Raw genomic sequence first — 24,984 nt, 5'->3', positions numbered from 1 at the left:
TCACCTCAGCGGAGGATGCCGGCTTTGCCGAGCAGGTCACGGAGCCCCGCGCCGTCCTCGGCACTGACCCAGGGGGCGACGTCGTCGGAGTGCGGCTCGTGGCCCGCGCGACCACCGGCGAGCACGGCCTCGGCCGGGAGCAGCCGACGGATGGCGACGCCGGCGACGGAGTCCGGGTGCTCATCCATGAACTCGGAGTAGATCGCCTCGTCGTGCTGGCCGTCGTCGCCGATCAGCAGCCATTTCACGTGCGGGAACTCCGTGGCCAGGCGACGCAGGTTGGTGAGCTTGTGCTCGCGCCCGCTGCGGAACCATCGGTCATGCGTGGGGCCCCAGTCGGTGAGGAGCATGGAGCCTGCGGGGAACAGGTGGCGCCCGAGGAACCGGCGGAGAGTCGGGGCGACGTTCCAGGCTCCGGTCGAGAGGTAGACCATGGGAGCACCGGGATATTCGCGGAGCACCTGATCGAGCAGCACGGCCATGCCCGGCACGGGGATGCGCGCGTGCTCGTCGACGACGAAAGAGTTCCAGGCGGCGATGAAAGGTCGGGGGAGGGCGGTGACCATCACGGTGTCGTCGACGTCGGAGACGACCCCGAAGTGGGTCGACTCGGCCACGATGAACGCGGTCGTCTCGACCGGGTCCTGACCCTCGACAGAGAACGTGAAGGTCTGCCATCCTGGCTCGAGCTCGGCGTGCACGACCGAATCGATCACACCGCCCCGGTCGGCGACGACATAGTGCACCGAGTCGCCGATCTGCACGGCGACCTTCGCGAAGCTCACGGGGATGCCGACGAAGCTCCGCCAGCCGCGGACGCTGGCCGGTTCGCCGTCCTTCGTGCTCCGTGCGGGAGGGACGATGAGAACGCGACCGACGACACGCACCCAGCCGGGCCCGCCGTAACCGGGGAACGGGAGGATGGTCGCGGTGCGGCCGCGACGGCGCGCTCGCCCCTCGCGCCACACGTGGAGGCGGTGTTCGAGGCGCGCGAACCAGTGGATCCGGGGCGCCGGAGGTGACGAAGCCATTGCTTCAGTCTTTCACGTCGGTCGAGTCCTTCGCGTCGGAGATGTCGAGATGGCGCGCCTCGAGGCGCGAGATCACCTTCTTGCCCACGAACACGGCGACGAGGAAAAGGGCGATGATGCCGACGAAGATGTATCCCGCGTAGTGCACCCGGTCGGCGAGCTCATCGAAGCTGCCGGCGGCGAGCGAGGTGATGCTCACGTAGGCCGTCGCCCAGAGCAGGCAGGCCGGCGCCGTCCACGCGAGGAATCGGCGGTAGGAGTAATGGCTCATCCCCACGGTCAGCGGCACGAGGGAGTGCAGCACCGGCAGGAACCGCGAGAGGAAGATGGCGATGCCGCCGCGGCGGGCGAGGTAACGCTCCGCCCGCACCCAGTTCTCCTCGCCGACGCGTCGGCCGACCCAGGAGGCACGGATGTGCGGGCCGATCCACCGCCCGAGCCAGAAGCCGATGCTCTCGCCGATCAGCGCGCCGACGACGACCGAGACGACCATCGCTACGGCCTGAGGGAGGCTGGTGATGCCGATGGAGGCGACGAGCACGACAGTGTCACCGGGGAATACGAGCCCGATCAAGACGCTCGTCTCCAACATCACGGCGAGCCCCGCGACGAGCGTGCGAGTGATCGGGTCGATGGACCGCATGAAGTCGATCAGCCACGGCACCAAGTCGTCCACCCCTTGAGAATACGGGAGTGCACGCCGCCTAGGCTGAGAACGTGCCCGAACCTCTGAGCGCCCGCGTCCTGCCCGATCGGGTGACGCCTGACGCGCTCTTCCTCGCCCTCGAACGGTCGTGCGCCGACCTGTTCTGGCTCGACGCCGGGGCGGATGCGACGGAGGGATGGAGCTTCGTCGGGACGGGCGATCCGGCGTCGTTCCCCGGTGAAGTGCGGATGGATGCCCGCACGGCTGCCGCGCATCCCGGTCCTCCGCTGCGGGGTGGGTGGGTCGGCTGGTACGACTACGAGACCGGCGCCCGAGCAGCGGGAGCACCCGTATGGGAAGCCGCTGACGAGCCCGGCGACGCCTGGTTGCGGGTCTCCCGGCTGGCGGCGTTCGATCATGCGACCGGCACCGTATGGGTTGCCGCAGCCGATGCCGATCTCGACGAGTGGAGCGCCGTCGTCGCTCGCGTCACCCCCTCCGCCGTGCAGCGCGGGGAGACGGTGTTCAGTGCGGCCTCGTCCGTACGCAGCGAGGCGCGACACACTCCGACGGAGTACGCAGGACTCATCGAGCGCTGCCGCGAGCTCATCAGAGCGGGGATCGCCTACCAGCTCTGTCTCACCACCCGGTTCACCGTGCCGGGGGAGCACGACGGAGTCGCGGTGTACCGACGCCTCCGTGCCGCAACTCCCGCTCACCATGGCGGCTTCATCCGGATCGGCGGCCGCTCCTTGCTCAGTGCGAGCCCCGAGCAGTTCCTCCATGCTGACGGCGGCATCATCCGCACGCGGCCGATCAAGGGGACGCGGCCCCGCGGCGCAGACGCCGCGCACGATGCCGAGCTCGCCGCCGAGCTCGCGGCGGACCCGAAAGAACGGGCTGAGAACGTCATGATCGTCGATCTGATGCGCAACGATCTGTCGAGGGTGTGCCGACCCGGGTCGATCCGGGTCGAGGCGCTGTGGGCCGTGGAGACGTATCCGGCGGTGCACCAGCTCGTCAGTACCGTCAGCGGCACGGCGGCCGCGGGCACGACGGCGAGCGAACTTCTCGCAGCGACCTTCCCGGCGGGCAGCATGACAGGCGCGCCGAAGCTCTCGGCGATGACGCGCCTGCATGAGCTGGAGGGAGGGCCTCGCGGTATCTACGCCGGGTGCTTCGGTTACATCGGCGATGAGGGGTCGCTCGACCTCGCGATGGTCATCCGCAGCATCGTGATCGACGGTGCGGGCGCTGTGGTCGGCGCAGGCGGGGGGATCACCTGGCGATCGGTCGCCGCCTCGGAGGTCGCCGAGGTCGCGACGAAGGCTCGGGCGCCGCTCGCTGCGCTGGGAGTGGAAATGCCCGCGGCCTGGGCTTCCGATATCCTGAACTGATCCCCTTTTCCCTTCAGATTGGTCGTGCGTTCGTTGTCTGAGAACCTGTCCACCTCTCCCGTCGCCGAGGAGACCTCCTCGGCGCACGCTATCCAGGCCAAGTGGCAGAAGTACTGGGCGGAGAACGAGACGTTCCTCACCGGCGGCGACGATGACAAGCGGCCCCGCCGCTACGTGCTGGCGATGTTCCCCTACCCCTCCGGCGACCTGCACATGGGGCACGCGGAGAACTACCTGTATTCGGACATCGTGGCCCGGTTCTGGCGCCACCGTGGGCACAACGTGCTCAACCCGATCGGCTGGGACTCCTTCGGACTGCCTGCGGAGAACGCGGCGATCCGTCAGGGTGCGGATCCCCGTGAGTGGACTTACCAGAACATCGCTCAGCAGAAGCAGGCGTTCCAGAACTACGGCGTCTCGTTCGACTGGTCGCGAGTGCTGCACACCTCCGACCCCGAGTACTACCGCTGGAACCAGTGGCTGTTCCTGAAGCTGCACGAGCGAGGTCTGGCGTACCGCAAGAAGAGCGCGGTCAACTGGTGCCCGAACGACCAGACCGTGCTCGCGAACGAGCAGGTCGTCGACGGCCGTTGCGATCGCTGCGGTGCCGAGGTCGTGAAGAAGAAGCTGACTCAGTGGTACTTCAAGATCACGGACTACGCCGACCGGCTGCTCGATGATCTGAACCAGCTCGAGGGCTTCTGGCCGCACAAGGTGCTGCAGATGCAGCGCAACTGGATCGGACGCTCGATCGGCGCCGACGTCGACTTCCGCATCGAGGGGCGCGACGAGCCCGTCACCGTGTTCTCGACGCGTCCTGACACCCTGCACGGAGCGACGTTCTTCGTCGTGGCCCCCGACTCCGACCTGGCTTCGGAGCTCGCAGCGGATGCTCCGGCCGACGTGCGCGAGCGTTTCCAGAAGTACCTGGCCGATGTGCAGAAGACCACCGACGTCGACCGACAGGCCACCGATCGCCCGAAGACCGGGGTCTTCCTCGAGCGGTACGCGATCAACCCGGTCAACGGCGAGAAGCTGCCGGTCTGGGCGGCGGACTACGTGCTGGCCGATTACGGTCACGGAGCGGTCATGGCCGTGCCGGCGCACGATCAGCGAGACCTGGACTTCGCCCGCGCCTTCGACCTGCCCGTGAAGGTCGTCGTCGACACGACGGCGCCCGTCACCGGTGCGATGCCGGTCATCGAGGTCGATGAAGAGGGTGTGCCGATCGACACCGGCGCGGCGCTCGACGAGCAGAACCCCGCCTCCACCGGCATCGCTCTGACGGGAGAGGGCCGGATGATCAACTCCGGACCGCTCAACGGTCTGTCCAAGCGCAATGCGATCGCCCGTGCGATCGAGCAGCTCGAGGCGTCCGGCACCGGGCGCGCCGCCAAGAACTACCGTCTGCGCGACTGGCTGATCTCGCGTCAGCGCTTCTGGGGCACGCCGATCCCGATGCTGCACGCGGAGGACGGCCGGATTATCCCCGTGTCCGAGGAGCAGCTGCCGGTGAAGCTGCCCAGCGTCGAGGGGCTCGACCTCAAGCCCAAGGGATCGTCGCCGCTCGGCGCCGCTGAGAGCTGGGTCCGCACGGTGGATGCCGCCAGCGGTGACCCCGTTCTGCGCGATCCGGACACGATGGACACGTTCGTCGACAGCTCGTGGTACTTCCTGCGATTCCTGTCGCCGAACAGCGACACGGTCGCGTTCGACCCGGCTCAGGCCGCCCGCTGGTCGCCGGTCGACTCTTACATCGGCGGCGTCGAGCACGCCATCCTGCACCTGCTGTACGCGCGATTCATCACCAAGGTGCTGTTCGACATGGGGCTGATCGACTTCACCGAGCCCTTCTCGAACCTCATCAACCAGGGCATGGTCCTGCTCGACGGCGCCAAGATGTCGAAGAGCAAGGGCAACCTGGTGCTCTTCGAAGAGGAGCTCGACGCCTACGGCGCCGATGCGCTGCGCGTGGGTCTCGCGTTCGCCGGACCGGTCGAAGACGACAAGGACTGGGCCGACGTCTCGACGACCGGTGCGCAGAAGTTCCTGGCCCGCGCGTTGCGCATCGCCCACGAGGTGTCCTCTCCTGTCGACGTCGTGTTCGCGGGCGGAGATGCGGCGCTGCGTCGAGCCACGCACAAGCTGCTGGCAGATGCTCCTGGGCTCGTCGAGCAGACGAAGTTCAACGTCCTGGTCGCGCGCCTGATGGAGCTGGTCAACGTCACCCGCAAGACGATCGACGGTGCCGCAGGCGCCGCTGATCCGGCGGTGCGTGAGGCGGCCGAGACCGTCGCCGTGATGCTCGATCTGATCGCCCCGCACACCGCGGAGGAGATGTGGGAGATCCTCGGACACGAGCCGTCCGTCGGGCTCGTCACCTGGCGCTCCGCCGACCCGGCGCTGCTCGTCGAGGACACCGTGACCGCCGTCGTGCAGGTGGGCGGCAAGGTCCGCGCTCAGCTCGAGGTGCCCGCGCGCATCGGCGAGGCCGAGCTCGAATCGCTCGCCCGTGCCGACGAGCGGGTCATTCGCTCGATCGGCGACCGCGAGATCATCAAGGTCGTCGTGCGCGCTCCGAAGATCGTCAGCATCGTCGTCAAGGGCTGATCACCCGGCCCTCCGCGGCCCGTCTGCTCTGCACATCCGACCGCCCGCGGGAGTTCTCCCCGACGGGCGGTCGGCTGTCTTCAGGGCCACGTGAGTGCACCTAGCGTGGCGGCATGTCCGATTCGCCGCAGGCTGCGCCCGCACCACCGCGCAGGCTGAAGCTGGGGGTCGGAGCAGCCATCGTCCTCGCGCTCGTCGTGCTCTCGGCCGCGGTCGGACTCGGACTGCTCCGAGGCCAGTCTGCACCGACCGAGTCCGTGCCGATGCCCACGGATGCGGCGTCTGTCGGCGGCACAACGGGTGAGCTGTACGTTCATGTGCTCGGCGCGGTCGAGAGTCCGGGGCTCTACGTGCTCGATCTCGATGCGAGACTGGTCGACGCGGTGGCGGCTGCGGGAGGAACGACCGCGGAGGCCGATCTGGCCGCGATCAACCTCGCGCGAGTGCTGTCGGACGGCGAGCAGATCATCGTCCCGACCATCGGTGCGGAGGCGGGCGATGCGGGAGCAGTCGCGCCCGCCGATGATCTCATCGACCTGAACACCGCCGATCAGGCAGCGCTCGAGACCCTGCCGCGAATAGGTCCGGCGCTCGCTGAGCGCATCATCTCGTGGCGGGAGGAGAACGGGCGCTTCCAGTCCGTCGACGATCTGCTGTCGGTGCCCGGTATCGGCGAGAAGCTGCTCGCCGGCATCCGCGACGGCGTGCGCGTGTGAGGCGGGGTCGGGGGTGGCTGTCTCTGCATCATCTAGCGCGTGCCGACGATCCGGCGTCCGTCAGGATCGCGCGTGCGGCACGTTCTCCGGACACGAGCGCGCCGTTGATCGATGCCGTGTCCCGGTGGTCCCCCGCGATGTACAGGCGCTCGGCGTAGCGCGGCGATCGCGGTGCGCGCAGAGGCGCCCGCTGCGCCGGGAGCGCGTCGTCGATGTCGTCGCGTCGGATGAGCTCCCACGCGCTGACGTCAGCACCCCAGATCTCACCCAGGTGGCGGCGGACGTCACTCTCTTCGGCGGGGTCGCTGCCATGCGGCAGCAGGCAGGTCGCGGCGATGAGGTGGCGTCCGGCCGGCGCGTACGACGGCACCGTGTGCGTCATCACGACGGTGTTCACGACGGGGCCCTGGCCTCGGCCTCGACCGTCGACCGTGAGAAGAGCGGAGGCGGTCGGAGGGTCCGTGGCGGCGAACCACCACGTCTGCAGACCGTTCGTCGCCGGCCGGGCGAGCCCGGTGAGATCGGCGACGGCATCGGGACCGACAGCGACGACCACCCGAGCGGCGCGGACGGAGTCGCCGTCGGTCAGGTCCACCCGGATGCCGCCGGGGAACGCTGACAGGCGTTCCGCACCGGCGCCCAGACGGATGCCGGCGCCCGCCGCGCGTGCGTGCGCGGCGAGCTGCTCGGGAACTGCCGCGATCCCTTGTGCGGGCAGCCCGGGGCGGCCGAGTGCGAAGTACCGCACCAGCAGTCGCGCGAACGCGTTCGACGTCTCGCCGCCCCTCTCTGCCAGAACCCCGGCGAGGAACGGCTCGAGTACAGCGGTGCGAAGCGGGCCACGGAGCCCCGCGGCATCCCACCCCTCGCGCACGGTGACATCGTTCCGAGCGAGACGCGAGAGGGGATGCACCAATGCCGGGCCCGCCCAGCGCGCCAACGCGACGGCGTCCCGACCGCTCACCAGACCGCTGCGCAGTGAGGCGATGATCGACAGCGGATGCCGCACCGGATGCCGCAGCTCGGCCATCCCGTCGATCGTGCGCACCCGCACACCCACCGGGAAGCTCCCCAGCGCGAGCGTTGTGAGATCGACGCTGCGGCGGAGCGCCGGGTAGGCCGGATTGAGAACCTGGAAGCCACGATCCAGCCGGAAGCCGTCGACGATATCGGTGCGCTGGCGTCCTCCGACGGCATCCGCAGCGTCGAGGACGACGACATCGAGCCCGCGTGCGCTGAGCAGCCCGGCGCAGCGGAGCCCCGCGAGCCCGGCGCCGATCACGATCACGTCATGCATCGGCGACGACCTCTCCTCGGCGGATGGCCGACGCGCGTCGGCCGATCTCCGTACGTTCGTCGTGGTCGATCCCCTCGCCGAGCACGATCACCAGATTGCGCAGGCTCCGCTCCATGGCACCAGCGTACGACGGGATACCGGGGAGCGTATCGCCCCCGTGCCGCCAACCGTCGTGGCCTGTCGCCGGCCCCGTCCAGACGACACAATGAAGGTCAGACGAGAGGAATCGCGATGAAGCTGCTGCTCACCTCAGGGGGCGTGACGAACGAGTCCATCCGTCATCGGCTGCAGGAACTGCTTGCCAAGCCCGTCGAGGAGTGCAACGCGCTCCTGATTCCGACGGCGCAGTGGGGGCATCCGATGTGCTCACCTCAGAGTGCGTGGATCTCGATTGCGGGCCGCTGGCCGGGACAGCACGATCTGGTCGAGCTGGGGTGGCGATCAGTCGGCGTCCTCGAGCTCACAGCTCTGCCGAGCATCGACAGGGACCGGTGGGAGTCCTGGGTCCGCGACGCCGACGCGCTTCTCGTGGATGGAGGGGAAGCGGTCTACCTCGCGCACTGGATCCGGGCATCGGGCCTGGAGCGGCTCCTGCCCGAACTCACGGAGACGACATGGGTCGGCGTCAGCGGAGGCAGTATGGCGCTCACGCCGCGAGTGGGCACGCAGTTCTTGGGATGGCGGCCGGACGAAAGCGATGAGACGCTCGGCGTGGTCGACTTCTCGCTGTTCCCGCATCTCGACTACCCGGGCTGGGAGTCGAACACGTCGGAAAGTGCGCGGCAGTGGGCGTCGCAGATCGACGGCCCCGCATACGCCATCGATGATCAGACGGCGATCAGCGTCGTGGACGGGGAGGTGCAGGTCATCTCCGAGGGAACCTGGCTCGCGATCTCGCGCTGAGCGCGGAGTTGCACCTTCCGTAGCGTCATGTGGTGCAGTGGAGGTATCCCGCCCACCGAGGAAAGGCCCCGCACATGTTCTCGTCGTTCATCCCGCCTCGCCGAGTCGCGATCGGGGATGCGGCCGCCTTCGTCGGCACCACGCCGCGGGCGATCCGTCATTACCACCAGATCGGTCTGCTTCCGGAGCCCGAGCGGGGGAGCGATGACCGCCGCCGGTACGGCTACGACGAGATGATCCGGCTGCTGTGGATTCGACGCATGGCCGACGCCGGCATCGCCCTCGACGACATCCGCGACGCTTTCACGGTCGCGGCCGGCCCTGCCGAGCCCGACAGCGACAGCGATGTGGCGCGCGTCCTGGAGCGGCTGGAAGCATCCCTCGTCGCACGGCAGGCCGTGATCGAGCAACAGCGGACCGCCGTGCAGCGAATGCGTGCGCAAGGCAGCAGACTCGGTGTGCTCTCCGACATCGTGAGCGACCGCCTCACAGGCCTCCCCGAGGAAGCCCTGCGGCAGGACGAACTGGACACCCTGCTCGTGACCGAGCGGATGTTCGGTGCGGCCGTCGCGTCCGTTCAGGCATCGCGGTTCATCGCCCTGGCCACTCACCCGGACCTTCGAGAGGATTCTGACCGTGTCAACGCCGCCGAAGAGGCGCTCGATGACTCGGTCGCGGTCGACGACCCTCGCGTGGCGGAGGTGGCCGCCGAACGGCACGCCTTCGAGGCCGCCCTCCACGCGGTGATCGAGAGCTCGGGACTGGCGCAGGCCGACCACGCCCGGCTCGACGCCTGGGACGAGGGGCATGCCGCTCCCGCCGACGGCGCTTCGGCGTGCGGGGTGACGAGCCTCGCCGAGACTGTTCGGATGATGCCCTACGACTTCTCGCCGGCTCGCTGGCGGTGCATGGAACTCGCGCTGGAGCTCGACGGGCCCGGAACGCCTTGACTCTTCCGATCCTCCCTGTCATCCGTCCGAGTCGACGGACGACATGCTTCACGGACGAGCGCCGCGCAGCGGAGGACGACTCGGATTCTCCGAACGCTCAATTGCCGAGGCCGTCGAGGATCCAGTTGTAGCGCAGGCGGAGGCCGCGTTCCATGCTCGCCAGCACCGCACCGGCGCCGAGGGTGATGTTGAGCCACGGGGGGAGACGGATCGGGGAGACGAACGTGCCGAAGCGCTGGGCGACGGCTGGAATCTCGGAGATCACCTGCACGAGTTGAGGGACGTTCACTCCTACACCGATGACCAGGACGACGATAGCGGTAGCGGCTATCCACCAGCTTGCGACCGGATGCGCCTGCTCGAGTCGTAGCCTGCGACCGATCGCGGACTTCGGATGCGGGGTGAGGCGCCGCTCTGATCGGTCGGGCGTGATGTAGTCCATCCTCCGCAGCCCATACGTGCCCATGACGACCTGGATGACGCCGCCCTCGACCTCGAACTTCGCAGGGAGCTGGGACTCAAGAATGCGCGCCCCATCACGATACAGGTGAGCGCGCGGTTCTCCGTCGTCCTCGGCCCCCTTGCCGGAAGCTCGCACATCTACGGCGTAGATGACGTCCGTCCCATCGGGCCTGGGAACGGAGAGGGAGAAGAGCTTCCGCCCGGACACCAGATGCCACCACCGGAAAGGCTCAAGCGGGCGCCCGTCTCCACGCTTCTGGCGACGGGGCGTGGTGCCACCGTCGAGGTTGCTGAGCGTTTCGAAGGTGCCGGCATCGTCTTCGTCGAACACAGTCACCTTTCTATGGAAGAGCGTGTTCCTGGAACATGGTCAACCTTCGGTCAACTTCGCAGCTGCTCTCGGAGGGCATCGATGTCCCAGACGATGCGCTCATCGACTGCCGAGCCGCATTGCGGAATTGCGCGGGGGAGAAGCCGACCACGCGGCGGAACGCCGTGCTGAACGCGCTCTCGGAGAGATAGCCCGTCGACCAGGCGAGGTCGGAGATCGGCATCGTGTCGCGAGCGAGCGCATCGCGTGCGAGACTCATCCGCCACTGGGTGACGTACTCCAGCGGGGGCACCCCCACATGGGTCTTGAAGGAGTGCGCGAAGGCCGATCGGGACATGTGACTGATGTCGGCCAACTCCTTGACGGTCCACGAGTACCCCACGTCGGCGTGCACGGCGCGCAGCGCTGCCCCGATCCCGTCCTCGTTGAGCGCGCTCAACCACCCCGTGGGCCGATCGGTCTGCCCCGCGTGCACGCGCAACATGTGCACGAGCAGCACCTGCGCGAGGTGGTTCTCGACGAGCGGGCCACCGGCGGCATCCTCGCCCACCTCGTTGGCGAGGATGTCGATCAGCTGCGCCAGCCGTGCGCCTCGCGGATCCGTGGCGTGCACGATGACGAGCGGAGGCAGCAGGTCGATGAGGAGCGACGCGTTCTCCTCATCGAACGCGATGTGCCCGACGCACAGGTAGAGGTCCTCCTCGGCGTCTGTTCCGAGGCGCACGACATCGTCTTCGGCGCGGGCGTCCCACGCCTCTTCGGCGAGGCGCGGGTCGGCGTCAGGAGAGCTGGCCAGCCGGTAGGCCGGCGGGTTGCCGAGCAGGAAGGTGTCTCCCTGCTCGAGTCGGACAGGTTCGTGTCCTTCGAGTATCAGCCAGCAGGTGCCGGTGACGAGTCCGCCGATCCGCACATGGGGAAACGTTCCGAAACGCAGTGCCCACTCGCCGGAGGCACGCAGGCTCGGACCGATGACGGTCCGAGGGCGCAACAGTCCGATCGCGTCGGCTACCGGGTCACCGTATCCGAGCATCATGTCCTCCTGGACGATCGATAAAGAGATCAGGATTTCCAACGAGCGATCGTGCTCCCGCCCGAATCAGGATGTATTCGTCAGGCGAAAACAAGCGCAAGGGAGAAAGCATCATGGGTCAGTTCGAGGGCAAGACGGCAGTGATCACCGGCGGCAGCAGCGGGATCGGTCTCGCCACGGCCAGGCAGTTTGCGAGCGGGGGAGCGCATGTGTTCCTCACGGGTCGGCGCGAGACGGAGCTGGCGGCCGCGGTCGAGGCGATCGGGGCTGATCGGGCGACCGCGGCGGTCGGCGACGTGTCCGACCTCGATGCTCTCGACACGCTCTATGCAGCCGTCCGGGAGCGTGGTGGCGGCATCGACGTGCTCGTGGCGAACGCGGCTGTCGGATCGTTCGCGACACTGGAGCAGACCACGGAGGAGCACTTCGACCAGACGTTCGCGGTCAACACGCGGGGGCTCCTGTTCTCTGTGCAGAAGGCGTTGCCGCTTCTCAACGAGGGCGCGTGGATCGTGCTCATCGGTTCCACAGCCGCCGACCGTGGGATGGAGGCATTCGGCGCCTACGCGGCTTCGAAGGCGGCGGTTCGCTCGTTCGCGCGGACGTGGTCCACAGAACTCAAGGGCCGCGGCATCCGGGTCAACGTCGTCTCGCCGGCGTGGATCGAGACACCCGGGGGCACCGCCGCCTTCGGCGATGAGGAGACCGCACGCGCCATGAAGGACCACGTCGCGGCCACCGTGCCGAAGGGCCGTATGGGGCACCCCGACGAGGCGGCCGCGGTCGTGGTCTTCCTCGCCTCGGAGCAGAGCAGCTACGTCGTCGGATCGAATCTCTACGTCGACGGCGGCACGAACCAGGTCTGAGCGATCACTCGGAGACATGGGCGAGGACGGCCTCCGCGATCGGCGTGCGACCCGTGTCGACCTCGAGGATGCGGCGGCGGATACCGGGTTGATGCACGATCTCGCCCAGGGTCGCGGCGACGTCCTGGCGCGTGATGCTGTGGTGGAGCTGAGCGGGGCCGAGAGAGATCCGGCCCCGCCCCGGTTCGTCCGTGAGCAGGGACGGCCGGAGGATCACCCAGTCCAGGTCGGTGCGGGTGAGCGCGACCTCAGCCCGCTTCTTCGTGGCGAAGTAGTACTCCACGTCGTCTTCGAGGTCGCGTTCGCGCCACGACTCCGGCATGACCGAGACGAGGATGAACCGGCGTACCCCGGCGATTCGCGCGGCCTCGGATGCTCGCCGCACACCCTCGTCGTCGATCGCTGTCGTGACGTCGCGCGCGCCGCCGTTCGACCCGGCGCTGTAGACGATGACGTCCTGACCGGCGAACACGCCGACGAGATCGTCGACGGTGAGCGTCGACAGATCGCCGAGGATGCTGCGGATGCCGCGATCGGCCAGACTCCGCTGCTGCTCCGGGCCGCGCACGAGACCTGTCACGTCGTCGCCGCGCTGGACGAGCACGCCCGCCAGCAGGCCTCCCACAGCGCCGGTGGCGCCGAGGATGAGCGTGCGCAGGTGAGTCATGAGCCGACCTCGGCATAGGTCGACACCCGCTCTGCCGGGACGTAGTCGCCGAGCAGTTCGCGCACGCGAGGCACGACCTCGCGGCCGTACAGATCGATGGACCTGTTGCCGTGCTCCCACGCAAGGGGCGCGAGTGCGTACTTGAAGTCGAACCGGCTGAGGTTGAGCGTGCGCACGCAATCGGCGATCTTGATGGCCACCGTCTCGGGCGAGCCGATCATCAAGGCTCCTTCTTCGACCTCGTGCATGTACGACTCGAGCGTCGGCGGACGGGATCCCCGTTCCCCGGCGGCGCGAGTCATCGTGGTCTCCCACGCGGGCCAGAACGTGTCGGCGGCCTCTTCGTCCGTCGGCGCGATGTGCCCGATGGCGTGCTGTCCCACCGGGAGCTGCTCGTGCCCGAACTGCGCGAGGGCCCGGTAGTACAGCTCCACATGACCGGCGAACCGCTGGGGTCTCCCGCCGATGATGGCGATCATGAGGGGCAGCCCGTGGCGAGCGGCACGCACGACCGAATCGGGACTGCCACCGACACCGACCCACGTCGGCAGCGAGCCGCCCTCGACACGTGGGTAGAGGGTCTGCGTCTGAAGCGCTGCGCGGGTGGTGCCCTCCCACGTGACCGGATGCTCGCGCATGAGCTTGACCCAGAGGTCGAGGTTCTGCTCGAAGAGGTTCTCGTAATCTGTGAGGTCGAACCCGAACAGCGGGAAGGAGTCGATGGTCGAGGCGCGTCCCATGACCAGCTCGGCCCGTCCGCCCGACACTGCGTCGAGCGTGGAGTACTGGTGGAACACGCGCACCGGATCCTGCGTCGAGAGCACGGTCACGCTCGTTCCCAGCAGGATGCGCGACGTCCTCCCGGCGATCGCGGCAAGGATCACCGGAGGGGCGGAGTCCAGCATGTCGGATCGGTAGTGCTCGCCGACGCTGAAGAAGTCGAGACCCACCTCCTCGGCGAGGACACCCTGGTCCACCGTGCGGCGAAGCGTCTCGGCGTCGCTGAGCACTCGCCCCGAGAGGTCGGTCATCGCATCCGCGAAGCTGTCGACCCCGAACTGCACAGATGTCTTGGTCATGTCGTTGTCCTTCCTCACGGCCGGCCCGTTCTCCGCCTCGGGGTCAGTCGACACCATGTTGCTGCAACCAGGTCAAGCTCCAGCGGCCGAGAGCCCCCGGAGGATCGCGCCGATCTCGGATCGCGAGCGCTGGAGCCGATCGATGCTCTCCTCCAGCTCTGCGTCTATCGCTTCGAGCGCCGCTTCGGTCGACTCGGGGCAGCGGGCCTGTTCGATCCGGTCGAGCGGTACGCCCATATCCCGCAACCGGCGGATGAGGATCAGGCGTGTGAGATGCCGGACCTCGTACTGCTTGTAGCCGTTGGCGGTGCGGTCGGGCACGTCGAGCAGTCCGACGCGGTGGTAGTGACGCACGGCGTTCAGGGTGGTTCCGGCGAGCTCGGCGAGCTCCCGTGTGCTCCACGCCATCTCCTGCCATCCCTCCTCGAGCGCGGCAACCGGACCGCGCTCAGGTCGTTCACCACCTAAGACCGTGTTCCAGGAACGCAGTCAACCGCCCCGCAGGGCAGGACCGTGTCATTCCGCTGCCCGGTCGTTCGTCGGCGGAAGGTCGAGATGCGCGCGCAGAGCCGCGGTCGTCTCTCCTATGAGCGCGAGCTGTGCCTCGGTGAAGGCATCGACGAAGTATGTCTTCACGGCCTGCAGATGCGGGATGGTGCTGGCGCGGAAGGCGCGAGCGCCCTCATCGGTGAGGGTGACGTGCGAACCCCTGGCGTCGTCGACGCATGGTTCGCGTCGGATGAGACCCCGTTTCTCCATCCGTCCGAGCTGACCCGACACCCGGCTGCGCTCCCACTCCATGGCGGCGGCGAGCTGTGAGGATCTGAGCGACTTCCCTTCGGCTTCGCTGAGTTCGAGCAGCACCTTGTAGTCACCTTCGGAGAGCTGGGAATCGGTGTGAAGGTCGGCCTGCACTCGGGCGCGGAGGATCTCCACTGTCTGGATGTACGCCCGCCAGACGGCGAACTCCTCACTCGTGGGAAGCCCGCTTCGTCGAGCTGCGCTCATCATTCACCTACCGTTCGGGAATTTATTGACATGTGAATCACTTCTGAAATGATGTAGATGTCAATTACACACCCGTGGGGGCCTCAGTGAACAGCGAACCATCCACCATCGAATTCGGGATCGACACCTTCGGCGATCTGCCCCGCGACGATCGCGGCGATGTGATGTCCCCTGCTGCGGCTATCCGCGCCGTCGTCGACGAGGCGATGCTGGCCGACGAGACCGGGATCGACGCGATCACCGTCGGCGAGCACCACCGACCCGAGTTCGCGATCTCCAGCCCTGAGACGGTGCTCGCCGGCATCGCGACCGCGACGAAGCGCATCCGTCTGGGATCCGGCGTGACCGTGCTGTCGTCGGATGACCCGGTGCGCGTCTTCCAGCGGTTCGCGACGGTCGATGCGCTGTCGAACGGACGCGCCGAGGTCATCCTGGGCCGAGGTTCGTTCACCGAGTCGTTCCCGCTCTTCGGGTACGACCTGAAGGACTATGAGCTGCTGTTCGAGGAGAAGATCGACCTTTTCCATCGCCTCCTCGACGAGAAGCCAGTCACCTGGGAGGGCACGACCCGCGCCGCACTCCGCGACGCCGACGTGCATCCCAAGACGGAATCCGGGCGGTTGAAGACGTGGGTCGGCGTGGGCGGATCGCCGCAGTCCGTGTTGCGGACGGCCCACTACGGATTCAACCTCATGCTCGCCATCATCGGCGGGAAGCCGGAGAGGTTCGCACCGTACGTCGACCTGTACCGGAAGGCCGCCGAGCAGCTGGGTCAGCCCGTGCTGCCGGTCGGGATGCACTCGCCCGGTTTCGTCGCCGCCACAGATGAGGAAGCGAAGGAACTGTTCTACCCGGGCTACCGGGTGATCCGCGACCGCATCGGCGCGGACCGCGGATGGCCGCCGATCCGTCGGGAGGAGTTCGACTCCGAGGTCGTCGACGGGTCGATGTACGTGGGCTCGGTCGAGACGGTGGCGCAGAAGATCGCACGGTCGATCCGCACCCTCGACGTCAGCCGCTTCGACATGATCTACTCCGCAGCAGGCACGGTCTCGGCATCCGCACGGTTGCGATCGGTCGAGCTGTACGGCACGCAGGTCATCCCTCGTGTCCGCGATCTGCTCGCCGAGAAACGGGTGCCGGAGGTCGTGCGATGACCCGCGCTACACAGACCATCGGCATTCTCGGCGCCGGCAAGGTGGGCACGGCGCTGGCTCGCCTCGCGCTCGCCGCAGGTCACAGGGTGCTCATCGCCGGTTCGGGCGACCCGGCGAAGATCGCGCTGACGACAGAGGTTCTCACGCCCGGAGCGACCGCGGTGAGCGCCGCGGACGCAGTGCGGGGTTCCGACGTCGTGATCCTGGCCCTTCCGCTGAGCAGATACTGGTCCCTGCCGGTGACCGAGCTCGTGGGCGCGCTCGTCATCGATGCGATGAACCACTGGTGGGAGGTCGACGGGCCGCGCGAGTCGGTACTGGAGCAGGGAGTGTCGTCAAGCGAGGCCGTGCAGCAGTTCCTGCTCGGTGCGAGGGTCGTGAAGGCGTTCAATCACATGGGATATCACGACCTGGAGGACGAGGCCCGTGGATCGGGAGAGGCAGGTCGCAAGGCCATCGCCCTCGCCGGGGATTCCCCGGACGACCTCGAGACCGTCGCCGAGCTCATCGACCGATGGGGCTTCGACCCGCTCACCATCGGCGCGCTCGCCGACGGTGCGCGATTGGAACCGGGAACCCCGGCCTTCGGAGCGAACATCTCGATCGACGAACTCAGCGTGTTGACCGGCGTCGCCGACGACGCCGAGCAGGACGTCGCATGAGCGCCCAGATCCCGGCATCCGATCACCTGGCCGACGGCACCGCCATGGGTGCTGTGACATTGCTCGTCGGCGACCTCGACGGCATGACGAGGTTCTATCGAGACGTCGTCACGCTGCAGGTGCTCGCCGCCGAGGGTGACACCGTCACGCTCGGCCGCGCCGGCCGACCCATCGTCGTGCTCGAGCACGCCCCTGCGCTGCGCCACGCACCGCAGGGCTCGGCCGGCCTCTTCCATACGGCGATCCTGTTCGAGTCGCAGGCGGCGCTCGCCGCCGCCGTGTACTCCGTGGCGAACACTGCGCCGCACACGTTCGCCGGAAGCGCCGACCACCTCGTCAGCCAAGCGTTCTACTTCACCGACCCCGAGGGCAACGGCGTCGAGCTGTACTGGGACCGTCTGCGCACCGAGTGGTCGTGGACGCACGGCAAGGTCGAGATGGGCTCGCTGTTCCTCGACCCGAATGCCTTCCTCCGCCAGCATCTCACCGAGGAAGCCGCGGCCGGCGGCACGGCTCGGGAGGCGGCATCCGTCGGACACGTGCACCTGTCGGTCGGCGATGTCACGTCGGCACGCGCCTTCTACGTGGCCGCGCTGGGCTTCGACGAGACGGCGGACTATCAGGGGTCAGCGCTGTTCGTGAGCGCCGGCGGATACCACCATCACATGGCGATGAACGTGTGGAACTCGCGCGGAGCGGGACCGCGCATGCCGGCGCTCGGCCTGGGCCGCGTCGACCTCGAGCTGCCGGGTGCCGACGACCTGGGAGAGCTGGGGGAGCGGCTGCGTCACTACGGGATCGCCGTACGCGACGACGGGGCGACTCTCGCCTTCGCCGACCCGTGGAACAACGCGGTTCTCGCGCGGGCCTCGGCCTGACTCGCCGACGAGACGCATGGTGCACTTCGCTCGAGGACGCCGGGCGTCTTGACTGTGTTCCACCGACATGGTGTGTGCTGACGCTATGACGACAAGCAACGCTCCCACCGACCGAGAAGACCGGTCGATCGCTCGCGGCACCCTTCCCGATCGTCCCTTCGGCGTTCATTTCCGTATGGCGCGCTGGAAGACGATCATCGTCCTCATCGCGATCCCGGTGACGCTTCTCCTCGTCCAGATCATCGTCTTCCAGGGTGTCGTGGCCATCGAAGGACCGGCGGACCCGAGCAGGCCTTCTCTCACACCCCTCTCCATTGCTGCGACGGGCATCAGCACCGCGATCACCGCTGTCCTGATGACGATGCTGGTGGCCGCCATGGCCAAGGTGTCGTGGCGAGCGGTGTTCCGCCATCGCCGCGCCTTCGATTGGCGACGAGTGGGGATCTACCTGGTGGGATCAGCCGTGCTCGTCGGCCTCGTGACCCTCGCGACCGCGCTGATCGCCCCGGGTTCGACGGGATGGGGCGCATTCGCCCTCGGAGGGACGACGATCGCGATCATCCTCGTCAGTCTCATCGGCGTTCCCCTGCAGTCCGCGGGGGAGGAGATCGCCTTCCGCGGCGTGCTGATTCCGGCCGCCGGATCCTGGTTCCGCAACACCCGCCTCGCCGTCTTCATCGGCATCCTCGTCTCCGGCGCGCTGTTCACCGCCGTTCACGTGACGCTGGATCCGTGGCTCGTCAGCTACCTGTTCGTCTTCTCCGCCTGCACGACGATCATGGGTGTCCTCAGCGGCGGTCTCGAAGCGGCCATGGCCTTCCACGTCGCGAACAATCTGCTCGTCGGCATAGTGAACGCTCTCTTCGCCGGGGGCGGGTCGACGACGGTCGACCGAGGCGTGGGCACCGGCCCCGGCGCCGGCGTGCTCATCCTGATGGTGATGAACGTCGCGGTGGTGGTCATGGTCTGGCTTGTCGAGCGCGCCAAGAAGAAGCGACAGCGCGCTTGAGCGGCGACGCCCGAGGGGAGGTCTCCCCGTGATCGGCTCCCTGGTAGCGGACTATCTGACCGACGCGATTCAGGATGCGGCATCCGATACATCAGGTTCTCTGGCGGAATACATTCCGGAGCTCGCGAACGCGCGACCGCAGAATCTCGCCGCCGCCTTCGCCATGGCCGACGGGACGGTTCATGGAGCGGGAGACGTCGACGTGCCTTTCACGATCCAGTCGATCTCGAAGCCCTTCGTATACGCGCTCGCCCTGGCGGAGCGAGGCTTCGACGAGGTCTTGAGGAAGGTCGGGGTGGAGCCTTCAGGTGAGGCGTTCAATCAGATCTCTCTCGAGGTCGGGACGGGGCGACCGTTCAACCCGATGATCAACGCGGGCGCACTGGCGACGCATGCTCTCATCGGACCGTCCGGCGGAGATGCGCACGAACGCGCACAGCGCGTCGTCGACGGTCTGTCCGCCTTCGCAGGCCGGAGACTGGTCGTCGACGAGTCGGTGTGCTCCTCGGAGATGGAGACTGCGCACCGGAACCTCGCGATCGCTCACATGCTGCGCAGCTACGGCATCCTCGAGGAAGACCCGCGCGCTGTCGTCGACGGGTACATCCGTCAATGCTCGGTACTGGTCACGACGAGAGATCTGGCGATGATGGCAGCGACCCTGGCGAACCACGGACGTCATCCTCTGACCAGCGAGCAGATCGTCGACGAGTCCGTTGTCCGCCAGGTGCTGAGCGTCATGGCGACCTGCGGCATGTACGACGCGGCCGGGGACTGGGTGACGCAGGTCGGTATCCCGGCGAAGAGCGGTGTCGCCGGCGGTCTCATCGGCGCACTTCCCGGTCAGGTGGGCATCGCCACGTTCTCCCCACGTCTCGATCGGCACGGCAACAGCGTCCGCGGAGTGAACCTGTTCCACCGGTTCTCCTCCGATATGGGGCTGCACCTGATGTCCGTTCCTCCGGCCTCGCGAGCAGTCGTCCGCTCGCATCGCATCGTCGGTGACGGCGCAGACGTGATCAGAGTCCTTCAGTTGCAGGGCGGAATCCGGTTCGCCGGCGCTGAGCGGATCGTGCGCGAGGTGGCCGATGCATCTCCAGGCGAACACACTGTGGCGCTGGACTTGACCTTGGTGTCGTCGATCGACGATGTGGCGCAGCGGATGCTGGTGGAACTCGCTCGACGGCTGACCATCGATGGATGCCGCGTGATCCTGATCGATCCCGAATCCGTCGTCTCCGAAACGCACCTCGCCGATGCGGGTTCCATCGACGTCGTGCCGAGGCTGCTTCTCGCATCCGCCGACGAGGATCGCCTGACAGCTCGTATGTGATCGGCACTGCAGACGCCGCGAACCGGGGGCAGATCGGTGGCCGGTTCACGTGCTGCCCACGTGAACCGGCCGCTTCGTCAGGTCGCGTTGCGATCGTGCGCAGATCCCGCGGTCAGGGTGGTTCCAGTGCGCCGGGTGCGGATCGCCACCACGATGACAGCCCCGATGATGAGCGGTATGGGGACGAGGACGCTCGCATCGATCGCGCCGGCCGAACGGTCGGTCGCGACCGTCGGATCGATCTGCAGCGCGGCATCGATCACGAACTGCGTCGTGTTGAACACCGCGTGCAGCACGACGGCGATCTCCAGCCCACCGGTCCGCCAGGTGATCCAGGCGGTGCCGACCGCGAAGACGAGATACCAGACGTTCAGCAGCCCGCTGGTGGAGACGTGGACCAGCGCGAAGAGCACGCTCGAGACGATGATGCCGAGCACGAGTCCGAGGCGGGCATCGCGTGTCCAGCTGCCCACGACGCGAAGGATGAGTCCGCGGAAGCCGTACTCCTCACCCGCGGCCTGGAAAGGGGTCAGTGCCAGGGCGGTGGCGACGAGCAGGAGAAGGTCGTGCCACGCCCAGGTCGTCTGCGGGAACGGCGCCCAGTAGTAGACGATCTGGACCACGACGGTCACGGGGAGAAGGATCACGAGGGCTCGGCCGAAGATGTCGAAGCGGAAGTGGCCTGTCACCGATGACAGCGACCCGCCCCGGACGCCATAGAGCCAGCGCTGGATGAGCATGCTCCACGGGAGGAGCAGAGCCACCGAGAACGCGCCGACCGCGTTGAGCAGCGGTGTGTATCCAGCCCGGGGCTCTGTTCCGATCGCTGCATCGATCAGGACGGCGACGATTCCGAGCCCGAGGATGAACGTCTGCATGCCTCCGATCAGGAGGACGATTGCGAGGATGCCGCGCCCGATACGGCGTTCGTCGCTGACGAGTACGCGGTGATATTCGACGGGCGTGATGGTCTGTGCCATGGCGTTGCCGCTTTCTGTCTCAGTGAGGAAGGGGTATTGCGGAGTGGGTATGAAGTCCGGAACCGCCACGATCACGGTGCTCGCTCGCGGGTGCGTTCGAGCGAACCGCAGACGTCGACCGATGGCAGATCCGGGGTGCGCGGCAGGAGTGCGCCTCGATGTCACTAAAGACTGTGTTCCCGGGACCTAGTCAATCTCTGAGTCAGGCGACGACGTCGAAGAGGGACGGGGCATCGCCGGGTCGGCCAGGGTGCGCGGCGGGTTCGTCTCGCAGCGACGAGGAGACGCGACGGAGCACATCGCGTTGGGCGAGGTTGTAGAGCTCGTTCACGGACGCGACGACGATTTTCCGAGCCTCTTCCCGAGCGAGGTCCGAGGATCGAAACTCTTCCGACGACCACAGAGCTTCAGCCCACCTCCAGTTCGAGGTCGTAGCGGCCATTCGGCGCACGAGGAGCTGCCGTGCGGCCTCCTCCGCGTCGAACGACAACCCATCGAATTCCCGCCTCAGAGTATGGGGCTCTTCCGCGACCATCTCTTGGAGGCGGGATGATCCGCTCGCGCTGTACACGCGACTGCAGATGTGGATGAGTGCGAGGTCGGACTCGGAGAGCCTCGCCGCCACGGTCTCGAAGCCTCGAGGCGCGTCGATGGGAGCACGAACTTCGAGAATCGCGGCGATATCGGACCGCGTGCGGCACAGGCGCTCGATCTCGGCTGCGACATCGGCGTCCGCCTGCCGAAGCTCCGCCCGTACCCCGGTGCTGTCTCTGCGGGCGGCTTCGAACTTCGAGAGAGGTACCCCCAGCTCGGCGACGCGACGCACCTGCAGGAGCCTGACGAGATGCGTGACCTGGTATTGCTTGTAGCCGTTGCGATTGCGTTCGGGTGTATCCAGAAGACCGAGCGAGTGATAGTGCCGAACGGTGTTGAGGGTCGTTCCGGCCAGGTCTGCGAGTTCCCGCGTACTCCATGCGACGGTGTCTGCCGATGATCTGCCCTCGGTGACCGTTCCTCGTGTGGCTGCCATGTCAAGCAGGTTCGTCCCTCGGCGGACTGACTCGCGTCGGCGGAAGTTGCCTATTCTCGTCGGCGGCGGAGCGCTGGCATCGGACAGGGTGCCCGTGCCCGGGTACCCTGTTGCAAGGACAGGCATCGGACGGACCCGGCGGGAGCAGAACCTGACGAAGCTCTTGGGGCGTCGCGCGGAGCGCGGGGTCATCGACGACCTGCTGGACTCGGCGAGAAAAGGACGCAGCGGGTCCCTCGTCGTGCGCGGGGAGGCCGGAATCGGGAAGAGTGCGCTGCTGAGTTACGCTCGCGAGTCGGCATCGTCATCGCAGTTCCGAGTGGAGAGCTGCACAGCGGCCGAGTCCGAGACGCCGTTCGCCTTCGCTGGGCTGCACCAGCTCTGCGAGCCGATGCTCGATCACGTCGGGGCGCTCCCCGCACCGCAGCGGGCAGCCCTCGAGGTCGCATTGGGTCTTCGCGAGGGTGCCGCCCCGGATCACTTCCTCGTCGGACTCGCCACCTTGAACCTCCTGACCGAGGTCGCCGAGGAGACCCCCCTGCTCTGCCTCGTCGACGACGCGCAGTGGCTCGACCAGGCATCAGCCGGCGTGCTCGCGTTCGTGGTGCGGCGGTTGAAGGCGGAACGCATCGCCGTCATCTTCGCGCTGCGCGATGTCGCTGCCGGCCAGGTTCACGCCTTCGCCGATCTCGAAGCAGAGCTGGGCCTCGAGGGCCTCGTCGACAGCGACGCGCGGATGCTGTTGGACGAGGGAGTTCACGCGACACTCGACGATGCCGTGCGCGATCGGATTCTCGCCGAGGCTCGCGGCAATCCCCTCGCGCTGCTCGAACTGCCGCGGAACATCAGATCGGCGGAGTGGGCCGGCGGCTTCGAGTCGCCGGGGGTCGCCGGCGTTCCACGACGCGTGGCCGAGACGTTCCGACGCCGATCAGCGGGCCTGACGGCCGATGCGCAGACGCTGCTTCTGGTGGCCGCGGCCGATCCGACCGGAGATGCTCGACTGCTTCGGCGGGCGCTCGACATGCTCGGTACCGATCAGTCGGCCGGCGAAGAGGCTGAGGCCTCGGGACTCCTGGAGATCGGTGCGCGCGTGTCGTTTCGTCATCCCCTCGTGCGCTCAGCGGTGTACCGGGCAGCCGCCCCGGCGAAGAGGCGCCGCATCCACGCGGCGTTGGCCGTCGCGACCGACGAGCGGATAGACCCCGACCGTCACGCCTGGCATCGTGCGGAGGCAGTGGCGGACGTGGATGAGGGCGCCGCGACCGAGCTCGAGCTCTCGGCCGCGCGCACGCTTGCGCGAGCTGGAGCGGCGGCTGCGGCTGTGTTTCTGCAACGCGCTGCGGAGATCTCCGCTCGTCCCGTCGCCCGGTCGAGGCGGGCTCTGGAGGCAGCGCACGCCAAGCATGATGCGGGGGCGTTCGACGCGGCTCTCGATCTGGCGGCAATCGCTGAGACGGGACCGCTCGACGATCTGCAACGCGCTCGGCTCGAGCTGCTCCGGGCACGATTGGCATTCCACCGCACGGAGGGGGGCGACGCGCCGGGGATGCTGCTGGACGCGGCCTGCACTCTCGCGCCGCTGGACGCCTCGCTCTCGCGGGAGACGTTCCTGCACGCAGTGGACGCGGCGATGATCATCGGCGGATCCGGCGAGAAGCGAGGGGTGAAGGAAGTCGCCACGGCTGCTCTCGCCGCGCCGCGGCCACCCGGCCGGCCCCTGCCTGCGGATGAGCTGCTCGACGCGCTCGTGCTCGTGTTCACCGAAGGGTACGCGGCAGGTGTTCCCGCCGTCCGACGCGCTGTGGAGGCGTTTCGCGACCGCGGCTTCGACGGCGAAGCGATCGGCCAGATGGGAAGTCGCCGATGGATGTGGTCGGCCGCCCGAGCAGCGGCCGCGATCTTCGACGACGAGATCGTGCGCGTGCTCGCCGAACGCAACGTCCGCCTCGCCAGAGAAGCCGGCGCCTTGACCACGCTCCCCGGGGCGCTCGCGGCCCTGTCCGCGACCCTGGCGCTCTGCGGCGACCTTCGACAGGCGGCGGAACTGGCAGAGGAGGGCGCCGCGATCTCGCACGCGACGGGAGCAGTGGCGCAGCCTTATGCACGCCTGATCGTCGCCGCGTGGCGCGGACAGGAGGAGGAGACCACACGTCTCTACGCCGAGTGCGGCCAGAGGACGCGAACGCGAAACGGCGGCACATTGACCGCAACGGCGAACTACGCGTTGGCGGTCCTGCACAACGGACGAGGGAACTACCCCGCCGCGGCGGAGGCCGCCGCTCGAGCGACGCGGACACACGAGTTCTCGAACAGCGGCATCAGTTTTCCCGAGCTCGTGGAAGCAGCAGTTCGCGCGGACGAGCGGAAGCTCGCGGAGCCGGCGCTGGAGGAGTTCTCGGCGCGCGCGGAGGCGAGCGGTACCCCGTGGGCACTCGGACTCGCCGCGCGGTCCCGGGCGCTGGTCGCCACCGACGACAGTGCCGAGGTCCACTATCGGGCATCGATCGAACACCTGTCCGTCTCGGGCGTGAGAGGCGACCTTCTGCGATCGCACCTCGTCTACGGGGAGTGGTTGCGGCGAAGCGGACGGCGTCAGGACGCGCGCGAGCAGCTCCGGGTCGCGCACGAGTCGCTGACCGCGATGGGCGCCGATGCCTTCGCCGCCCGTGCGGCTCGCGAATTGCTCGCAACCGGAGAGAACCCGCGCAGACGTTCGGATCGGCCCACTGACGCGCTGACCGCCCACGAACTGCAGATAGCGCGGATGGTCGCCACCGGGGCGACGTCTCGCGAGGTCGGCACGGAACTCTTCCTCAGCAAACGCACCATCGATGCACACCTGCGCAGTATCTTCCGGAAGCTGGGCATCACCTCGCGCCGACAGCTGAAGGGTCTGCTACCTCCTTAGGCCGACACCTCGCGCTTGACCGTGTTGCGAG

At 67.8% G+C, this 24,984-nt stretch carries 24 protein-coding genes; 12 read left to right on the top strand and 12 right to left on the bottom strand.

The features are described 5' to 3' along the window. Positions 1–5 precede the first annotated feature (5 nt). Entirely contained in the window at positions 6–1,031 is a 1,026-nt protein-coding gene (locus QRN21_RS04840; protein ID WP_056278907.1) for an App1 family protein phosphatidate phosphatase, read from the bottom strand. A 4-nt stretch (positions 1,032–1,035) separates the two neighbouring features. Beyond that, positions 1,036–1,707: a DedA family protein gene (locus QRN21_RS04835; protein WP_053096558.1), complete on the bottom strand. Its 672-nt coding sequence runs from the start codon at positions 1,705–1,707 to the stop codon at positions 1,036–1,038. 41 nt (positions 1,708–1,748) lie between these two features. Here QRN21_RS04835 and QRN21_RS04830 point away from each other — a divergent pair, with 41 nt between their 5' ends. The 3 genes from QRN21_RS04830 to QRN21_RS04820 all read left to right on the top strand — a co-directional run bounded on the left by QRN21_RS04830 (position 1,749) and on the right by QRN21_RS04820 (position 6,400). Next, positions 1,749–3,074: an anthranilate synthase component I family protein gene (locus tag QRN21_RS04830; RefSeq protein ID WP_072591404.1), complete on the top strand. Its 1,326-nt coding sequence runs from the start codon at positions 1,749–1,751 to the stop codon at positions 3,072–3,074. Positions 3,075–3,107: 33 nt separating this feature from the next. Further along, positions 3,108–5,684, top strand: coding sequence for a leucine--tRNA ligase (leuS, locus tag QRN21_RS04825; protein WP_285363303.1), 2,577 nt, complete (start codon positions 3,108–3,110; stop codon positions 5,682–5,684). A gap of 113 nt (positions 5,685–5,797) precedes the next feature. Further along, the gene (locus QRN21_RS04820) at positions 5,798–6,400 is read left to right on the top strand and encodes a ComEA family DNA-binding protein (RefSeq protein ID WP_285363302.1); all 603 of its coding nucleotides are present in this window, start codon (positions 5,798–5,800) and stop codon (positions 6,398–6,400) included. Between the two features lie 28 nt (positions 6,401–6,428). Here the strand turns inward: QRN21_RS04820 and QRN21_RS04815 are convergent, their stop codons facing one another. Then, positions 6,429–7,697: an FAD-dependent oxidoreductase gene (locus QRN21_RS04815; protein ID WP_285363301.1), complete on the bottom strand. Its 1,269-nt coding sequence runs from the start codon at positions 7,695–7,697 to the stop codon at positions 6,429–6,431. Beyond that, a complete protein-coding gene (locus QRN21_RS04810) occupies positions 7,690–7,812 on the bottom strand; it encodes a hypothetical protein (protein WP_285363300.1) in 123 nt (40 codons plus the stop codon). The genes QRN21_RS04815 and QRN21_RS04810 overlap by 8 nt, the downstream gene beginning before the upstream one ends. 116 nt (positions 7,813–7,928) lie before the next feature. Between QRN21_RS04810 and QRN21_RS04805 the strand changes: the two genes are divergently transcribed. Next, complete coding sequence (locus QRN21_RS04805) at positions 7,929–8,600, top strand: Type 1 glutamine amidotransferase-like domain-containing protein (protein WP_285363299.1); 672 nt, start codon at positions 7,929–7,931, stop codon at positions 8,598–8,600. Between the two features lie 74 nt (positions 8,601–8,674). After that, the gene (locus QRN21_RS04800) at positions 8,675–9,550 is read left to right on the top strand and encodes a MerR family transcriptional regulator (RefSeq protein ID WP_285363298.1); all 876 of its coding nucleotides are present in this window, start codon (positions 8,675–8,677) and stop codon (positions 9,548–9,550) included. A 97-nt stretch (positions 9,551–9,647) separates the two neighbouring features. Here QRN21_RS04800 and QRN21_RS04795 read toward each other — a convergent pair whose 3' ends face one another. Both QRN21_RS04795 and QRN21_RS04790 read right to left on the bottom strand, forming a co-directional pair. Beyond that, positions 9,648–10,343, bottom strand: a complete 696-nt coding sequence (locus tag QRN21_RS04795; protein ID WP_285363297.1) for a hypothetical protein — start codon at positions 10,341–10,343, stop codon at positions 9,648–9,650. Positions 10,344–10,353: 10 nt separating this feature from the next. Beyond that, on the bottom strand, positions 10,354–11,415 hold the full coding sequence (locus tag QRN21_RS04790) for an AraC family transcriptional regulator (protein WP_285363296.1): 1,062 nt from the start codon (positions 11,413–11,415) through the stop codon (positions 10,354–10,356). Between the two features lie 71 nt (positions 11,416–11,486). Between QRN21_RS04790 and QRN21_RS04785 the strand changes: the two genes are divergently transcribed. Next, on the top strand, positions 11,487–12,239 hold the full coding sequence (locus QRN21_RS04785; protein ID WP_285363295.1) for an SDR family NAD(P)-dependent oxidoreductase: 753 nt from the start codon (positions 11,487–11,489) through the stop codon (positions 12,237–12,239). Positions 12,240–12,243: 4 nt separating this feature from the next. Here QRN21_RS04785 and QRN21_RS04780 read toward each other — a convergent pair whose 3' ends face one another. The 4 genes from QRN21_RS04780 to QRN21_RS04765 all read right to left on the bottom strand — a co-directional run bounded on the left by QRN21_RS04780 (position 12,244) and on the right by QRN21_RS04765 (position 14,996). Beyond that, positions 12,244–12,906, bottom strand: coding sequence for an NAD(P)H-binding protein (locus tag QRN21_RS04780; protein WP_285363294.1), 663 nt, complete (start codon positions 12,904–12,906; stop codon positions 12,244–12,246). Further along, positions 12,903–13,985 (bottom strand): LLM class flavin-dependent oxidoreductase, encoded by a 1,083-nt coding sequence (locus tag QRN21_RS04775; protein ID WP_285363293.1) that lies wholly within the window; start codon positions 13,983–13,985, stop codon positions 12,903–12,905. The genes QRN21_RS04780 and QRN21_RS04775 overlap by 4 nt, the downstream gene beginning before the upstream one ends. A gap of 72 nt (positions 13,986–14,057) precedes the next feature. Next, positions 14,058–14,393: a MerR family transcriptional regulator gene (locus QRN21_RS04770; RefSeq protein ID WP_285363292.1), complete on the bottom strand. Its 336-nt coding sequence runs from the start codon at positions 14,391–14,393 to the stop codon at positions 14,058–14,060. Between the two features lie 108 nt (positions 14,394–14,501). Next, positions 14,502–14,996 carry a MarR family winged helix-turn-helix transcriptional regulator gene (locus tag QRN21_RS04765; protein ID WP_285363291.1) on the bottom strand — a complete coding sequence of 165 codons (495 nt, stop codon included), beginning with the start codon at positions 14,994–14,996 and terminating at the stop codon, positions 14,502–14,504. Between the two features lie 83 nt (positions 14,997–15,079). Between QRN21_RS04765 and QRN21_RS04760 the strand changes: the two genes are divergently transcribed. The 5 genes from QRN21_RS04760 to QRN21_RS04740 all read left to right on the top strand — a co-directional run bounded on the left by QRN21_RS04760 (position 15,080) and on the right by QRN21_RS04740 (position 20,032). Beyond that, positions 15,080–16,150, top strand: a complete 1,071-nt coding sequence (locus tag QRN21_RS04760; protein WP_285363290.1) for an LLM class flavin-dependent oxidoreductase — start codon at positions 15,080–15,082, stop codon at positions 16,148–16,150. Continuing rightward, complete coding sequence (locus QRN21_RS04755; RefSeq protein ID WP_285363289.1) at positions 16,147–16,812, top strand: NADPH-dependent F420 reductase; 666 nt, start codon at positions 16,147–16,149, stop codon at positions 16,810–16,812. The genes QRN21_RS04760 and QRN21_RS04755 overlap by 4 nt, the downstream gene beginning before the upstream one ends. After that, a complete protein-coding gene (locus QRN21_RS04750) occupies positions 16,809–17,690 on the top strand; it encodes a VOC family protein (protein ID WP_285363288.1) in 882 nt (293 codons plus the stop codon). Before QRN21_RS04755 ends, QRN21_RS04750 begins: the two co-directional genes overlap by 4 nt. Before the next feature lie 85 nt (positions 17,691–17,775). After that, positions 17,776–18,699 (top strand): CPBP family intramembrane glutamic endopeptidase, encoded by a 924-nt coding sequence (locus QRN21_RS04745; protein ID WP_285363287.1) that lies wholly within the window; start codon positions 17,776–17,778, stop codon positions 18,697–18,699. A gap of 28 nt (positions 18,700–18,727) precedes the next feature. After that, positions 18,728–20,032: a glutaminase gene (locus tag QRN21_RS04740; protein WP_350223948.1), complete on the top strand. Its 1,305-nt coding sequence runs from the start codon at positions 18,728–18,730 to the stop codon at positions 20,030–20,032. Positions 20,033–20,109: 77 nt separating this feature from the next. Here QRN21_RS04740 and QRN21_RS04735 read toward each other — a convergent pair whose 3' ends face one another. Together QRN21_RS04735 and QRN21_RS04730 are read right to left on the bottom strand one after the other, a co-directional pair. Continuing rightward, entirely contained in the window at positions 20,110–21,012 is a 903-nt protein-coding gene (locus tag QRN21_RS04735; RefSeq protein ID WP_285363286.1) for a CPBP family intramembrane glutamic endopeptidase, read from the bottom strand. Positions 21,013–21,214: 202 nt separating this feature from the next. Next, positions 21,215–22,042, bottom strand: coding sequence for a MerR family transcriptional regulator (locus QRN21_RS04730; RefSeq protein ID WP_285363285.1), 828 nt, complete (start codon positions 22,040–22,042; stop codon positions 21,215–21,217). A 46-nt stretch (positions 22,043–22,088) separates the two neighbouring features. On the opposite strand from QRN21_RS04730, the gene QRN21_RS04725 reads away from it, so the two are divergent. Continuing rightward, positions 22,089–24,953, top strand: a complete 2,865-nt coding sequence (locus QRN21_RS04725) for an AAA family ATPase (RefSeq protein WP_285363284.1) — start codon at positions 22,089–22,091, stop codon at positions 24,951–24,953. The last annotated feature ends 31 nt before the right edge of the window (positions 24,954–24,984 follow it).

The sequence above is a fragment of the Microbacterium sp. LMC-P-041 genome (assembly GCF_030209555.1).
Lineage (GTDB): Bacteria > Actinomycetota > Actinomycetes > Actinomycetales > Microbacteriaceae > Microbacterium.
Note: the sequence above shows the minus strand (reverse complement) of the source record. Positions and strands in the feature narration are given on the sequence as shown.